General features: G+C 44.8%; 14 protein-coding genes. 6 read left to right on the forward strand and 8 right to left on the reverse strand.

Annotated features, from left to right (window positions below):
* Positions 1-30: 30 nt before the first annotated feature.
* Entirely contained in the window at positions 31-711 is a 681-nt protein-coding gene (locus tag NLG07_RS03795) for an HAD-IA family hydrolase (RefSeq protein ID WP_254856375.1), read from the forward strand.
* Positions 712-714: 3 nt separating this feature from the next.
* Positions 715-2,880 (forward strand): DNA helicase II, encoded by a 2,166-nt coding sequence (gene uvrD, locus NLG07_RS03800; RefSeq protein WP_254856376.1) that lies wholly within the window; start codon positions 715-717, stop codon positions 2,878-2,880.
* Here the strand turns inward: uvrD and NLG07_RS03805 are convergent, their stop codons facing one another.
* The 3 genes from NLG07_RS03805 to rarD form a co-directional block, all read right to left on the reverse strand.
* Entirely contained in the window at positions 2,881-3,204 is a 324-nt protein-coding gene (locus NLG07_RS03805) for a type II toxin-antitoxin system RelE/ParE family toxin (RefSeq protein ID WP_254856377.1), read from the reverse strand.
* Positions 3,194-3,448 (reverse strand): type II toxin-antitoxin system Phd/YefM family antitoxin, encoded by a 255-nt coding sequence (locus tag NLG07_RS03810; RefSeq protein WP_254856378.1) that lies wholly within the window; start codon positions 3,446-3,448, stop codon positions 3,194-3,196. The genes NLG07_RS03805 and NLG07_RS03810 overlap by 11 nt, the downstream gene beginning before the upstream one ends.
* 67 nt (positions 3,449-3,515) lie before the next feature.
* Positions 3,516-4,424, reverse strand: coding sequence for an EamA family transporter RarD (gene rarD / locus NLG07_RS03815; protein ID WP_254856379.1), 909 nt, complete (start codon positions 4,422-4,424; stop codon positions 3,516-3,518).
* A 124-nt stretch (positions 4,425-4,548) separates the two neighbouring features.
* Here rarD and recQ point away from each other — a divergent pair, with 124 nt between their 5' ends.
* A complete protein-coding gene (recQ, locus tag NLG07_RS03820) occupies positions 4,549-6,339 on the forward strand; it encodes a DNA helicase RecQ (protein ID WP_254856380.1) in 1,791 nt (596 codons plus the stop codon).
* Positions 6,340-6,344: 5 nt separating this feature from the next.
* On the opposite strand, the gene NLG07_RS03825 is transcribed toward recQ, so the two are convergent.
* Complete coding sequence (locus NLG07_RS03825; RefSeq protein WP_254856381.1) at positions 6,345-7,055, reverse strand: glutathione S-transferase N-terminal domain-containing protein; 711 nt, start codon at positions 7,053-7,055, stop codon at positions 6,345-6,347.
* Between the two features lie 76 nt (positions 7,056-7,131).
* Here NLG07_RS03825 and NLG07_RS03830 point away from each other — a divergent pair, with 76 nt between their 5' ends.
* Both NLG07_RS03830 and ribA read left to right on the forward strand, forming a co-directional pair.
* Complete coding sequence (locus NLG07_RS03830; protein ID WP_254856382.1) at positions 7,132-8,571, forward strand: YdiU family protein; 1,440 nt, start codon at positions 7,132-7,134, stop codon at positions 8,569-8,571.
* A 67-nt stretch (positions 8,572-8,638) separates the two neighbouring features.
* Positions 8,639-9,244: a GTP cyclohydrolase II gene (gene ribA, locus NLG07_RS03835; protein WP_254856383.1), complete on the forward strand. Its 606-nt coding sequence runs from the start codon at positions 8,639-8,641 to the stop codon at positions 9,242-9,244.
* Positions 9,245-9,247: 3 nt separating this feature from the next.
* Here ribA and NLG07_RS03840 read toward each other — a convergent pair whose 3' ends face one another.
* On the reverse strand, positions 9,248-10,114 hold the full coding sequence (locus NLG07_RS03840) for a RimK family alpha-L-glutamate ligase (RefSeq protein WP_254856384.1): 867 nt from the start codon (positions 10,112-10,114) through the stop codon (positions 9,248-9,250).
* A gap of 308 nt (positions 10,115-10,422) precedes the next feature.
* Between NLG07_RS03840 and NLG07_RS03845 the strand changes: the two genes are divergently transcribed.
* On the forward strand, positions 10,423-11,637 hold the full coding sequence (locus NLG07_RS03845; RefSeq protein WP_254856385.1) for an ammonium transporter: 1,215 nt from the start codon (positions 10,423-10,425) through the stop codon (positions 11,635-11,637).
* A gap of 144 nt (positions 11,638-11,781) precedes the next feature.
* On the opposite strand, the gene NLG07_RS03850 is transcribed toward NLG07_RS03845, so the two are convergent.
* From NLG07_RS03850 to glgA, 3 genes are all read right to left on the reverse strand, one after another.
* Positions 11,782-12,978, reverse strand: a complete 1,197-nt coding sequence (locus NLG07_RS03850; protein ID WP_254856386.1) for an NAD(P)/FAD-dependent oxidoreductase — start codon at positions 12,976-12,978, stop codon at positions 11,782-11,784.
* Positions 12,979-13,049: 71 nt separating this feature from the next.
* Positions 13,050-13,757, reverse strand: a complete 708-nt coding sequence (arcA, locus tag NLG07_RS03855) for a two-component system response regulator ArcA (protein ID WP_254856387.1) — start codon at positions 13,755-13,757, stop codon at positions 13,050-13,052.
* 105 nt (positions 13,758-13,862) lie between these two features.
* The gene (glgA, locus tag NLG07_RS03860; protein WP_254856388.1) at positions 13,863-15,302 is read right to left on the reverse strand and encodes a glycogen synthase GlgA; all 1,440 of its coding nucleotides are present in this window, start codon (positions 15,300-15,302) and stop codon (positions 13,863-13,865) included.
* Between the last annotated feature and the right edge of the window lie 16 nt (positions 15,303-15,318).

The following is a 15,318-nucleotide window of genomic DNA, read 5'->3' on the forward strand; positions in this document are numbered from 1 at the left end:
TGCTTTAGACCATTTGCAATGCCCAAGGCCATGACGTTCGACTTGGACGACACGTTCTATGACAATTGGCCTATTATTATGCGGGCTGAGCAAAGTCTAATGCAATTTATTGCTTCATCATATCCTTTGGCCAAACACATCAGTTCAATGCATTGGTTTAGCTTTAAGGCGGAAGCACTACAACAGCACCCAGAGCTCAAACACGACATGGGTAAGCTACGTTTAGCTTCTTTGCGCTTGGGGTTAGCAAGTGCAGGCTATCAGGGCGAAGAGTTAAACACAGCCGTGCAGGCTTGTTTTGAACAGTTTTATACTGTACGCAGTGATTTTACGATAGATGACTCTGTACATGCCGTATTAGAGAGCTTGGCTCAACGTATCCCATTGGTTGCCATTACGAATGGCAACGTCGACTGTGAAGCAATTGGCATTAGTCAGTATTTTTCACATATTTATCATGCAAATACAGAATATCGCTCCAAACCTCATCCCGATATGTTTGATGCAGCAATGGATATTTTAGACCTTCCAGCTAAGCACATTCTTCACGTTGGGGACAATGCATACAACGATGTGTGGGGCGCCCACAAAGCTGGCATGGCAACCGCCTGGTACGCTGCAAACCGCTCTATGTATTTGCGTAAAGAACCTTTTCGAGCTCTGCCATGTGTGCAACTCGACAATCTAAACGAACTACTGCAATTGGTATAAACGATGGATGTTTCTGAACTCTTAGATGGCCTTAATGATCATCAGCGTGAGGCGGTTGCGGCGCCTGAGCAAAATCAACTGGTATTAGCAGGCGCGGGTTCGGGTAAAACTCGAGTGTTGGTACATCGTATCGCCTGGTTAATGAATGTCGTGGGTGTTTCTCCATTGTCCGTCTTGGCCGTTACGTTTACCAATAAAGCGGCTCGTGAAATGCGAGGTCGCATCGAAGCGTTGCAAGGTCAGCCATTACCCAATATGTGGATGGGCACATTTCACGGTATTGCCCACCGCTTGTTGCGCAAGCATGCCAGTGAAGCAAGATTACCCGATGGCTTTACGGTGTTGGATTCAGACGATCAGTTGCGTTTGGTTAAACGCACCATCAAAGCGTTAAACCTCGACGAAAAGCTGTGGCCAGCCAAATCGGCGCAGTGGTTCATCAATGGTAATAAAGACGAGGGTTTGCGCGCTAAGGATGTCGAAACTTTTGGCGATCCCAATCAACAAACTCTCAAGAATATCTATCAAGCTTATCAAGATACGTGCGAGCGTTCTGGCTTGGTCGACTTCGGTGAGTTGTTATTGCGGGCGTTTGAATTATTGCGCGATAACCACACTTTACTAGAGCATTATCAGCGTCGTTTTCAAGCGATCTTGGTGGACGAATTTCAAGACACCAACAATATTCAATACGCATGGTTACGCCTACTCAAATCCGACCAAAATCACACGATGATTGTCGGTGATGACGATCAGTCTATCTATGGCTGGCGCGGTGCCAATGTGAATAACATTAATAAGTTCTTGGAGCACTATCAGGCCACGACGATTCGGCTTGAGCAAAATTACCGTTCTACAGCCACTATCCTCAATGCAGCAAACGCAGTGATCGCTAACAACCAAGGGCGCTTGGGCAAAAACCTCTGGACCGAAGATGAAGAGGGTGAAAAAATCAGCTTGTATGCAGGCTTTAATGAGCTGGATGAAGCGCGGTTTATCGTGTCAAAGATCAAAGAATGGTTTGAGCATGGCAATGCGCTATCTGACTGTGCGATTTTGTACCGCAACAATGCTCAATCACGTGTTTTGGAAGAAGCATTGTTGCACGAGCGGTTGGCTTATCGGATCTATGGCGGCTTGCGCTTCTTTGAACGGCAAGAGATCAAAGATGCATTGAGTTATCTGCGCTTAGTCAATAACACAGCCGATGACGCGGCGTTTGAACGCATCGTCAATACACCTGCGCGAGGCTTAGGTGATAAGTCAATCAGTGTGATCCGTGATTATGCTCGTACCAATAATCTCAGTATGTGGGACGCAAGTAAGCATTTACTTCAGCAAAAGGGCATGAGTCCACGAGCGGCCAATTCTCTCAACACCTTTATTGAGACAGTGGAAAACATCGCTGCGCACATTGAGCCTTTGCCTTTAGAACAAAAAGCCGACCACGCCATGAAGGCCTCAGGTTTGTTTGCGATGTACCAAGCGGAAAAAGGCGAAAAAGCCCAAGCGCGTGTGGAAAACTTAGAAGAGCTTGTGACGGCGTGTAAAACGTTTGAGCCGCCAATGGAAGCCGAAGATATGACCGAACTTTCGGCCTTTTTAGCCCATGCTTCATTGGAAGCCGGTGACAATCAAGCTGAAAAAGACCAAGACGCAGTACAGTTAATGACGATCCATACAGCGAAAGGATTGGAATTTGGGCTGGTGTTTTTGGCAGGAGTCGAAGAAGGCATGTTCCCTTCGAATATGTCCAATGATGAGCCTGGCCGCTTAGAAGAAGAACGTCGCTTGTGCTATGTGGGGATCACTCGAGCGATGCAAAAGCTCTATATTACCCATGCCGAGAGTCGCCGTTTATATGGGCAAGACAAGTTTCATACCGCTTCGCGCTTTATTCGTGAGATCCCAAGTGAGTTCCTAGAAGAAATCCGCCTGCGTCAAAACGTATCGACTCCGGTTTATAATCGCTTTAGTAATAATGCCAGTCATGAGGCATTTGCTGAGACTGGTTTCAGCTTAGGGATGCGCGTTAGCCATGCTAAGTTTGGCGACGGAACGGTTTTGAATTATGAAGGTTCTGGCGAAACTGCTCGCGTACAAGTCAATTTTGATGATTTTGGTACGAAGTGGTTGGTGTTGGGCTTCGCTAAATTGACGCCATTGTAGTTACTTGATCAGGCAGTAGTTGACGATGAGCTTTTCTAGATCTTGCTTCTCAGAGCATATCAGCAAAACATCAATGTACTGCTTGTTGATTTTGTAGATGATCTTGATATGTCCTTTGTTGAATTCGCGATAGGCATTGAAGCCTAAGGAAACAAGGTGTGGTGATAGCGGACACGATTCTGGATGAGAATTTACCTGTTCTGCAAAGTCGTTTATCGTTTTTAAGATGTTCTCGGCAGCTTTATTCGCAGGATAATACGGTGCGAAATGCATCACTAATAAGTCAAACTGTACATAAAACGATTTCGCAAACCTAATTTCCATTTAGTTGGTACTTTTGTTTGATTACATTGTTGAAATCGTCAATTGATACTGTATCCCCATTACTTATCTCATTTTCGGATAAAGTAACAAGCTTAATCATTGCCAAGGCTTCATTCTTGAACTGATGTTGCGCATAGTCTTCTACAACGTATTTAGGCTTTCCATTTTGCGTAATGACTAAGGGTTCTTCTACGCACAAATCAGCTGCATTTTGTTTAAGATAACTTATGGTTTGTATAGGCATATTATATTCCAATCGATAGTGGTTTAAATATAGACTATAAATAGACTAGTTGCAATTTTCCATCAGCTCAGTTTTTACTTGAGCGGGCGTCTCGCCAAGCATCATACGCAAATATACCAAGCGCTGACCAGACCAAGGCAAACGTCACAATCCGGTCAAGGGTAAACGGCTCGTGATATAGGAAAACCGCCAAAACGAACATCAAAGACGGACCGATATATTGGAAGAAACCAAGGGTAGAATAACGAATACGGCGTGCTGCAGCGGTAAAACACAGGAGTGGCGCGGTTGTCACTACGCCCGCCAATATCAGCAAGGTGTTCAATTCAAATGAATTTACCGTAAAATCAATCGTTGGTGAATCAGTATTGAGCCAGAACAGCAGGGCAAAAGGCAACATCAACAAGGTTTCAATGAATAAACCGGGCATGGAATCGACCGCGATTTGTTTGCGGATCAAGCCATAAATACTGAATGAAGCGGCTAGTGCCAAAGCGATGACGGGGACATCGCCGAACGTCAGCACAAGAATTGCTACACCCACCACTGCCATGCCGACGGCAATCTGCTGTAAACGTCGAAAACGCTCACCTAAGAATACAAAACCAAACAACACATTAAACAACGGGTTGATGTAGTAGCCAAGACTCGCCTCAAGCAAATGGTCGTTGTTTACCGCCCAAATAAACAAGCCCCAATTAAAGCCAAGGATCAGCCCTGACAACACGAGAGTGCCAAGAATTTTGGGAGAACGACATGCTTGAACAACTTTGCCTGATTGGGTAAATACGACAATCAACACACCCAATACCACTGCTGACCAAACGACACGGTGCATGAGGATCTCAAGTGCAGGAACTTCGAGTAAGGCCTTAAAATACATTGGGGCAAGCCCCCACATAAAGTACGCAGCAATCGCGAATAATGCTCCAGACTGAGCGGTAGAGGTAGGTATAAAATAAGAACGCGAAAGCATAGAGTGACCTGTGTTGAGTGAGGGCGCATTGTTGTCCAAATCTTAGGCATTTGCAAGCAGATTGATGGGCAGATGATCGGCCTTCTGCTACACTACAGACATTCTGTATTTCCTTGGTTTTCATGTGTTAGACACCACACCACAACTTGTTGATGTGCTCAAGCAACAATTCGGTTACAGTCAATTTCGACCTGGTCAGCAAGGGGTGTTAGATGCCGCGCTCAGTGGCCGTGATGTTATTGTGTTAATGCCTACGGGTGGCGGTAAATCCATGTGTTACCAGCTTCCGGGTTTTGTACTACAAGGCTTGGTAGTGGTGGTGTCACCTTTGATTTCGTTGATGCAAGATCAAGTTGCACAATGTCAAGGAGTCGGTCTCAGAGCGGCGCTCGTGAACTCCGCCCAGGCACCTGAACTAACCGCTCAGGTCTATCAAGATATGCATCGAGAGAGGCTCGATATTTTGTTTGTTGCACCCGAGCGATTATTGCAACGCGATTTTATCCAGCGCTTACAAGAGTTACAGATTGGCTTGATTGCGGTAGATGAAGCGCATTGTGTGTCCCAGTGGGGGCATGATTTTCGTCAAGATTATCGTCGACTAGGGCAACTGCGTCAGGCATTACCAGACATTCCTATGATGGCTTTGACGGCAACGGCGGATTTGACTACCCGAGCCGACATCGAACAACAACTCAATCTGCGCAATCCGTATATTCAGCTATCCAGTTTTGACCGACCCAATATTCGCTATTCGGTCATCAACAAATATAAGCCGCTAGAGCAAATAAAATCGTTCATCCGCAGCCAAGATGGCAGTGGCATTATTTATTGTAATAGCCGCAAGCGCGTGGATGAGGTCAGTAGCAAACTCAAAGAGCAAGGCTACAAAGTCGCTCCCTATCATGCCGGGATGGAGAGCTTCGATCGAGAGTACTCGCAACGATTGTTTCAAAATGACGACGTTGATGTGGTGGTCGCCACAGTGGCATTTGGCATGGGGATCAACAAATCAAACGTCAGGTATGTCATTCATTACGATCTACCGCGCAGCATCGAAGGCTATTATCAAGAAACCGGTCGAGCTGGGCGGGATGGATTGCCGGCAGAGGCGGTCTTGTTGTTCAGTGAAAAAGACGCTGCTCGAATGCAAGATTGGATCACACAATCTGATTCACCAAGGGCAAATGTTGAGTTAGAAAAGTTTTCTGCGATGCATCGTTTTGCTGAAGCGCAAACCTGTCGCAGGCAGATTTTACTCAATTACTTTGCTGAATTCAGCGCCGATAAATGTGGAAATTGTGATGTATGCTTAGACCCGCCCACGCACTTTCCTGCCTTACAAGTTGCGCAAAAAGTCCTTTCATGTGTTTATCGAATGCGGATGCAGGGCACGGCCAATCAAGTGGTGGATGTCTTAAAAGGCCGTGGCGGACAAAAAGCCGTTGAGCAAGGCTACAATCAACTATCTACCTTTGGCATTGGTAAAGACCGCTCAGATGAATATTGGCACAACATCATCCAGCAACTAGTTCATCTTGGGTATTTGCGCGTCGATATTGTTGAGTATGGCGCACTAAAACTAACCGAGCCGAGCAAAGAAGTGTTGCAAGGCAGAGTGTCTCTTGAATTAGCGGTCCCACGCACGAGTGTGGGCAAACCGGTTTTCAATGCGACTCAGAATTACGACAAGGCGTTATTTGCCAAACTTAAAGCCTTGCGCAAAAGTATTGCCGATGAGCACGACATCCCGCCATACGTGGTTTTTTCCGATGCCTCTTTGGTGGATATGGCCAAACAACTGCCGACAACACAGTTTGACTTTTTACAAGTCAATGGGGTGGGGCGCGTAAAGTTAGACAAGTATGGCGATGCGTTTTTGCGTGTGATAGAAACGCATCTAACCAAGGACTGACTGATTTAGGCGGCGTTTTTGGGGCCAAATTGATACTCGCCACCTTTGTCTAGGGCTTTTATATAAGCTGGGCGAGATTGCATTGCGTCAACGTAGCGTTTGATATGAGGCAGAGTTTGTTCATTGCGTGTTGCACAAATAGCCTCTAATGGAAACAGCATCATAACATCAACGATGGTAAACCGGTCGGCAACAAAAAATGTCTCGCCTGCAGCATGCCGTTTGGCAAGGTATGCTTCGACATAAGCAAGATTGGCTTGACCGTTTGGACGGTAATATGCATCCATAATCGCATCAATGACTTTATCCGCGATATTGCGCACTAAAAATGGCTTTTTCTTGGCTTTCGCTTTGCCCATAACCAGTTCCGCAATGAGTGGAGGCATAATCGTACCTTCACAAGCGTGTAACCAATATAAATAATCAGCATGGGCTTCTTCATCAGGGCCTATACGCAGATCCGCTTTGCCATAATGTGTGGCAAGGTATTCAACGATGGCGCCGCTTTCAGCAAGGGCGATGGTCGGTTTATCCGCTTGTTCAATCGTGACAACAGGGGAGCGACCTAATGCAAAAATCTTTTTTAGGCTTTGTGGCGCTAATTGCGTTTTTGGATCTCGCGAATGGGTTGTAATGGAATAATCGAGTTCGAGCTCTTCTAACAGCCATAAAATTCGTTGCGAGCGTGAATGATTAAGGTGGTGCAAAGTAATCATAATATATCCTCAAATAGCCCTGTTACATACGCATGACTTTGGTAAAATGGTTTAGTCTTAACTAAAATAACTCATTATGTCGGCACATTTTACATACACTTATGCGCAGGAACTGGCAGAAACGGCTCCTGCCATTAAGCCAACCCCATTATACAAGCCTCAGTTACAAGTTGTTAACAAGTCTTTTTGGGAGCAATTACAACTTCCTGACAGTTGGTTAGAAGGTAATGAATTAGTCACACAAATTTTTGGTGAAGATACCCCATTAAACAAACATTCAGTCGCACAAAAGTACGGCGGTCATCAATTTGGTCAGTGGAATCCCATGTTAGGTGATGGTCGGGGATTGTTGTTGGCTGAAGTCATTGATACTAATGGCAAAAAAGTGGATTTGCACCTTAAAGGCGCAGGGCCGACACCCTGGTCTCGGCACGCTGATGGTCGAGCGGTGTTGCGCTCCACAATTCGTGAGTATTTAGCGAGTGAATACTTACACGCTATTGGAATCCCAACTTCAAGAGCCTTGTGTTTGTTCACCACGGATGAGCCGGTGTATCGAGAAAAGCAAGAGCGCGCGGCAATGATGATCCGAACCGCACCGAGTCACTTGCGCTTTGGGCATTTTGAGTACTATCACCACACTGATGACCAAACCAATCTCGATGCGCTATTTGACTACGCGTTCAAGTACCATTTTGTCGAGCAAAGCAAAGCAGATAATCCTCATTTAGCCATGTTCAAAGCCATCATTCAATCTACGGCTAAGCTGATTGCACAATGGCAAGTTTATGGCTTTAATCACGGGGTAATGAACACGGATAACATGTCAGTGCATGGGATAACGTTTGATTACGGTCCTTATGCTTTTTTTGATGATTTTGAACCGCATTACATTTGTAATCGTTCAGATCATCAAGGACGTTATCGCTTTTCAGCCCAGCCAGGCATTGGTTTGTGGAACTTAAATGCGTTGGGTCAAGCGTTTCGGCGTTATGCATCGATTGATGAGCTCAAAGAGGCGTTGCAGACTTATGAACCGATGTTGTTAGATACATATCATCGTTTAATGTGTCAGCGCTTAGCCATGCCCTTTAGTCAAGAACATGTTGAAGTCGCGACTGAGTTTTTGACTTTGTTGCAACAACCCGCGAGAGACTATCATTTGAGTTTTCGAGCGCTAGCGGATGCGTCTGATTGGCAAGCGATTAAAGCACTGCGGAATGATTATGTGGACATTAAGCGTTTTGATAATTGGGTAACACGTTATCAAGAGATCATCGGCCCGACGCCATTTTTGGAATTTCAAATCCAGCTACAACAAGTCAATCCAGCTATTGTATTACGTAATCATCATGCGCAAAGCGTCATTACTGCGGCACAAGAGGGTGATTTTTCTTTGTTTCATAGTTACTTAGACGCGTTGATGAATCCGTTTGAGCCGACCAGTGAACAACGCTATTGGGCAAGTGCGCCCGAAGCGGACAATAAAGGGATTGCTTTGTCTTGCTCAAGTTGAGCTTATACTCGCATGTCTGCGTAAAAGTGGGTATTATACTCGCCCATTGAAACTGAGTACCCAAAAGATGCAAAAATACCAATTTGTCAGTGCTGCCAAACTCCCAACTCGAAAAGGCGAGTTTACCATTCATGGCTTTGTTGATACTGAGACGCAACAGGAACATGTGGCTTTGACTTATGGCCAGTGGCAAGCGGATGATGTCGTACCTATTCGCGTACACAGTGAATGCTTGACTGGAGATGCGTTATTTTCAACACGTTGTGATTGTGGTTTTCAATTAGAAAAAGCTATGTCAAATATTGTTGAAAACGGCATTGGGGTCTTGTTATATCTACGTCAAGAGGGACGGGGCATTGGCTTGCTCAACAAAATCCGCGCTTACGAATTACAAGATACCGGCCTTGATACGGTTGAAGCAAACGAGCACTTGGGGTTTGATGCAGATCTGCGAGAATACGGGATGTGTCAGTTTATGCTGGCTCATTTAGGCGTGCAAAACGTCAAACTCATGACGAATAATCCCAAAAAGGTCAAAGCGTTAACGGAACTGGGTATTAATGTTGTGGAACGCAAGCCCATCGATCATGGGATGACAGAAGACAACAAGAACTACCTCAAAACCAAAACCGAGAAACTTGGTCACGAGTTCGATCCGCATTTATTCAAATAAGCTCTATTTTGCTAGATAATCGATGGTCGCCGTGACAAACCGTGAGGGCGAGTCAGGATCCATATTAAAATACAAAGAGGGCTCAATAAGCTCCACTTCCATCAATTGCCATTGACCTTTGTTGTCTACCAAATCAACTCGAGCATAAAGACACTCACTGGGTAAAGCAGTCAGTACCTTCTGCGCGACATCAAGTTGCGCTGGAGTTGGTTGAACCGAATACAGTTGCCCACCGTGTTCTTCTTGGACCCGGAAATCCCCTGTTTTAGGCACCTTCTTAATCGTATGCGAATACTGCCCATTAAAGAAAAATAAAGAGTATTCACCGTCATCCACAATGGCCGACAAAAATGGCTGGACCATACACTCTGTATTAGCAAAAACACTTTTTAGCTCGGCTTCTTGGGTTGGCAATGTCTTGGTTGAAACGCGAAAGGTGTTATCAGAGTTTGCGCTTACTAGGGGTTTAAAGATAACTTCATCGCACGCAAAATCTTCAAAAAACTCATGCAATTCGATACCCTTTAGATTATCTAAAAAAATACTCGGAATGATGGGGACGCCCTGCTGAGAGAGGGTGCGCAGATAGCGTTTATTGATATTCCACAACATCAATGGCAACGGATTGATGAGCTTGGTACCAGACTGCTCGATACGTGCCAGAGATTGAGAAAACTCGGTCACACTGTTTTGATAATCCCATGTCGTGCGAACAATAACGGCTTCGTATTGAGAGTAGTCATGAGTAAAGTTGTGCCAAGAGGCAGTATCTACGGTAAACCCCTTTTCTGCAAATGGTTCTTCGCACAGGCTATCCCAGACAAAGAAGTCTTCGAGGTTATCAGTAGATAAAAAGCATAAATTGCGCATGATAAGTCTTTAAACGTAAATTAACATTAGTCTTTTATATGATACACATTAGTTGATATTTTTGTGTAGAGTAAAATGACAAAACTGCATATAAAATCAGCACTATAACGGTGCCTTTTGCTCTTTTTTGGTGCGCACCTTGACTGTGCAATTACTTGAAAAAATTTAAGTGATTGAAATTTAAGGTTATCCATTTTGGCTCGTTAATTGCTTATCCCACATCACAAGATGCGGATTCACGCACATCGCACCACATAACAGCAAAAAATGCTCGTGGTTAGAGTAATTACAACACTTAGGAAATCCAAATGGACACAGTCAATAGTGCCGTTGAGACCTTGCTTCTCAGTGCAAATACTTTATTTATTCTACTAGGTGCCATCATGGTGTTTGCCATGCATGCAGGCTTTGCATTTTTAGAAGTTGGTACCGTACGTCATAAAAACCAAGTCAATGCGTTGATCAAAATCATGACTGATTTTGGTATCTCGTGCTTATGCTACTTTTTCATAGGCTATTTTATCGCTTATGACACGACTTTTTTTGCTAGCGCAGCGAGTTTGAGTGAAAACTCAGGCTATGATTTGGTGAAGTTCTTCTTTTTGATGACCTTCGCAGCAGCCATTCCTGCGATTGTATCGGGTGGTATTGCCGAACGCGCTAAATTTTACCCATTTTTAATTGCTTCTGGTTTAACCGTCGCTTTTGTATATCCGTTTTTTGAAGGCATTATTTGGAACGGTAATTATGGCTTCCAAACGTGGTTAGAAAGTTCTTTTGGCGCAGGCTTCCACGATTTTGCAGGCTCTGTTGTGGTGCATGGTATGGGTGGCTGGTTAGCTTTGGTGGCCGTTATTATGCTGGGTATGCGCAATGGTCGCATGAAGGGCGGTAAAGTCACTGCGTTTGCACCTTCTAATATTCCGTTTTTAGCTTTAGGCGCATGGATTTTGTGCATAGGTTGGTTTGGTTTTAATGTCATGTCGGCGCAAACTCTTGATGGGATAAGCGGTTTGGTTGCGGTTAATTCATTAATGGCGATGGTGGGCGGCATTTTAACTGCACTGTGGTTCGGTAAAAACGACCCAGGTTTTATTCATAATGGACCATTAGCAGGCTTAGTTGCTGTGTGTGCGGGTTCTGATGTGATGCATCCGATGGGCTCATTGGTTGTAGGTGGTGTAGCAGGTGCGATTTTTGTCTTGTCATTCACTTGGATGCAAAACAAAACCAAGATTGACGATGTGCTTGGTGTCTGGCCTCTACACGGTATCTGTGGCGTATGGGGCGGCCTCGCCTGTGGTATTTTTGGCTTGGAAAGCTTTGGCGGTTTAGGTGGCGTATCCTTTATGTCACAACTTATCGGTTCACTTGCTGGAGTGTCTATAGCTTTAATCGGCGGTGCATTGGTCTATGGTGGTGTTCGAGCGGTATCTGGACTACGCTTGAGTGAAGATGAAGAATACAAAGGTGCTGACTTAAGTATTCACCGTATTGGCGCAACCAACCAAGAAGAATTTTAATTTCCTCTGAAATTATTTAAATTAAGTAAGGCTGTATTGTTGGCATTGATCTCGTCTTGAGCTTCACTTCGACCAAAATACAGCCTTTTTCCTGCCCCTTTAGTCTTACAAATCTGATATGTATTTATTTATACTTCCCACAAATCAGCAGTCCATTCCCGCCACATAGCCACTCGACCACGCCCATTGGAAGTTATATCCCCCGAGCCAGCCGGTCACATCCAGCACTTCACCGATAAAATACAGCCCCTTATGCTCTTTCGACTCCATGGTCTTTGATGAGAAATGATCGGTATTGACCCCGCCAATGGTGACTTCAGCGGTGCGATAACCTTCAGTACCATTTGGTTTTAGCTGCCAGCCATGAAGCTTTTGCGCCACCTCAACAAGTTGTTTACCCTGATATTGTTTCATTGGTTTATTATCAATACCCAAATAGGGCAGTAGGGTATTGGCAAGGCGTTTGGCATAAAAAGGTCCCAAAACAGTAGATAGCTGAGCATTGGGTTGGGATGTTTGAGCTTCAGTTAATACGGTGTGCAAATCAGCATTGGGAGCCAAATCGACTGTCACCGTTTGTCCGGCTTCCCAATAAGAAGATATTTGCAGTATCGCAGGGCCCGATAAACCGCGATGGGTGAACAAGATATTTTCGTTAAACAGGGCATTATTGCATTCAGTTGAGGCATTAACGCTGATCCCGCTGAGCATGCTTAAAACCTCTTTATCTTCAGGTTGCAAGGTAAAGGGCACTAAAGCTGCCCGAGTTGGCACCATGCTCATGCCAAACTGTTCGGCGATTTGATAGCCAAAGGGAGATGCGCCTAGCTTGGGCATTGAGAGGCCGCCGGTTGCAATCACCAAAGATTCGCATTGATATTCGCCCTGATTGGTTTTGATTTGATAACCTGTATCTAGCTTATTTATTGCTAGGATCTCGGTTTGGGTCTGAATGGTTACGTTCCCTAACGCACATTCATCCAATAACAGTTTAACGATGTCTTTTGCAGAGTCATCACAAAACAGTTGGCCAAGGGTTTTTTCGTGATAAGGGATCTGATAGCGATTGATCAAATCGATAAAATCCCATTGAGTATATTGCTTGAGCGCGGATTTGCAAAAGTGCTGATTTTGTGACAAAAACTGCTCATGTGATGCGTACATGTTGGTAAAGTTACAACGTCCGCCACCAGACATCAGGATCTTGCGTCCGACTTTTTTGGCGTGATCTAATACCAATACATCACGTCCTCGTTGGCCTGCGGTCGCGGCACAAAATAAGCCTGCCGCTCCGGCACCGATAACGATCACATCAATTTGTTTAACTTGGGTATCAGACATAAAAAAAGCCAGTTTTAAAACTAGCTTAATTTTATCATTGATTGGCTTTGTCGCGAAATCAATGTATTCAATTAGGCGTCAACACTGCCACAGAAACGATAACCTTCGCCGTGAATGGTGACGATGAGCTCGATCTCACCCGGCTCTGATTCAAAGTGCTTACGAATACGACGAATGGTTACGTCAACTGTGCGGTCATTTGGGCGTAATTCGCGACCGGTCATTTCCATAATGAGTTGCTCACGAGTCAAAATCTTGCCCGGGTTAGATAAGAATAAGTGCAAGGCACGAAATTCACTGCGTGGCAAACGGAACTCATTCCCAGCTGGAGAAACTAAGCAACGACTATCACCATCCAATGTCCAGCCGTTGAATTTAACCTTGCTTGGCAAATCGTCGTCGTCACTGGTATTTGTGGTACGAGAGAGTAAGTTGCGAGCACGAATGGTTAATTCACGAGGATTAAATGGCTTAGTCAGATAATCATCAGCGCCAATCTCAAGACCTAGGATGCGGTCGACATCATTGTCACGGCCAGTTAAGAAGATAAGGCCAACATTTTTGCGGTCACGCACTTCACGGGCTAGGATCAAACCGTTCTTACCCGGAAGGTTGATGTCCATGATCACAAGATTAATGTTGTTATTGGCGAAAAAGTCATGCATTTGCTCACCGTCTTCTGCTTCATAGACGTTGTAACCTTCAGCTTCAAAGAGGCTTTTTAACGTAGTGCGTGTCACTACCTCGTCTTCAACAATTAAGATATTAGGCGTTTGCATGTAAGTGTCTCTTAAAAAAATGTTATAGATTATAGTAATATTCGTTATATTAGCTTAAAAAAAAGTAAAAAAACATACCTTTAGTTTGATTAAAACCAAAGTCGATTATTCTGTTAACATTTGCTTAAACAGTAATTCATATTGCTGGGCTGAGGCATCCCAAGTAAAGCGCACACGCATGGCTCGTTGCTGAATGGCACTGTATTCTTCTGGTGCTTCACGATATAGAAGCAAAGCACGTCTGATCGTGTGCAGCAAGTCCTGCGGTTCAGGGGCAGCAAAACTCAACCCCGTTGCTTCATGCCGTTGTTGGTCTAAGCCTATGACCGTGTCTTTTAGCCCGCCGACGGCTCTAACAATTGGCAAGGTGCCATACGCAAGTGAATACATTTGATTTAACCCACATGGCTCAAATTCCGATGGCATCAAGAAAAAGTCAGCCCCAGCTTCGACTAAATGAGCTAATTCGTGGGAAAAACCTTCGAAAAACGCAAATTTGGTTGGATGCACCGCATGAAAATCTGCGAGCTGTTTGCATACGTAGGGATCGCCTGTACCGACGATGACAAGTTGCATTTTGTGCTGCATTAATTGACTCAGAATCGGCATCAAATAATCGAAACCTTTTTGTTTCGTTAAGCGACACACCATGCCAAACATAGGGACGTTTGGATCTAAAGGTAGGTCAAACGCTTCCTGTAATGATTTTTTACACTGAGTTTTACCAGATAAATCATCGGCAGAATAATGCGCTGGAAGCGTTGGGTCGGTTTGCGGGTCCCATTGCGTATAATCACAGCCATTAAGAATTCCTTTGAGATCCATCGCACGATTTTGCAACTGCAACGCCAAACCATGACTGCCCAAATGAGTCAGTAATTCTTGAGCATAGGTTGGAGAGACTGCGGTGATTTTGTCAGCGTAAATGATCCCCAGTTTGAGCATATTAATAACGTCGTGGTCATGTGCATGCAATTGGTGGCCAAAAGGGGCTAGATGGGGGATTTGGTCATAACCAAACACTCCCTGAAAGGCTGCATTGTGAATGGAGATCACGGATTTAGTGTGCGCAAACACTGATGGAATACTTGCCGCGTGACATCCGGCGTTGTGTTGTTGCAAAAAAAACGGGGTCAAACCAGTATGCCAATCGTGGCAAGATAACACATCGGGATAAAATTCAATGGCTTGTAGAACGTCCAAAACCGCTTGTGAGAAAAACGCAAAACGACTGCCATTATCGGCAAAAGCCTGATTGTTTTGCGCATACAAATCATCTCGGTCAAAATAGTCATGGCCCACTAAATATACCGGAACATCTTCTAATGCCGTAGTGTACAGGTCACACTGTGAGTGCTCATGGACATGAGTCGTGATGGTTTGCGGTGCGTTAAGCCCTGCGATGACCTTGCGATAACCAGGCATGATAATGCGCACATCATGCCCCAATGCTTTTAACGCAAGTGGCAGAGCCTTGCCCACATCTGCTAAACCACCGGTTTTAATGATGTCTTCTACTTCTGATACAACAAATGCGATTTTCATAATGTACCTTAAAGGG

Origin of the sequence: Alteromonas sp. LMIT006 (genome assembly GCF_024300645.1) — a bacterium.
Taxonomy (GTDB): Bacteria; Pseudomonadota; Gammaproteobacteria; order Enterobacterales; family Alteromonadaceae; genus Opacimonas; species Opacimonas immobilis.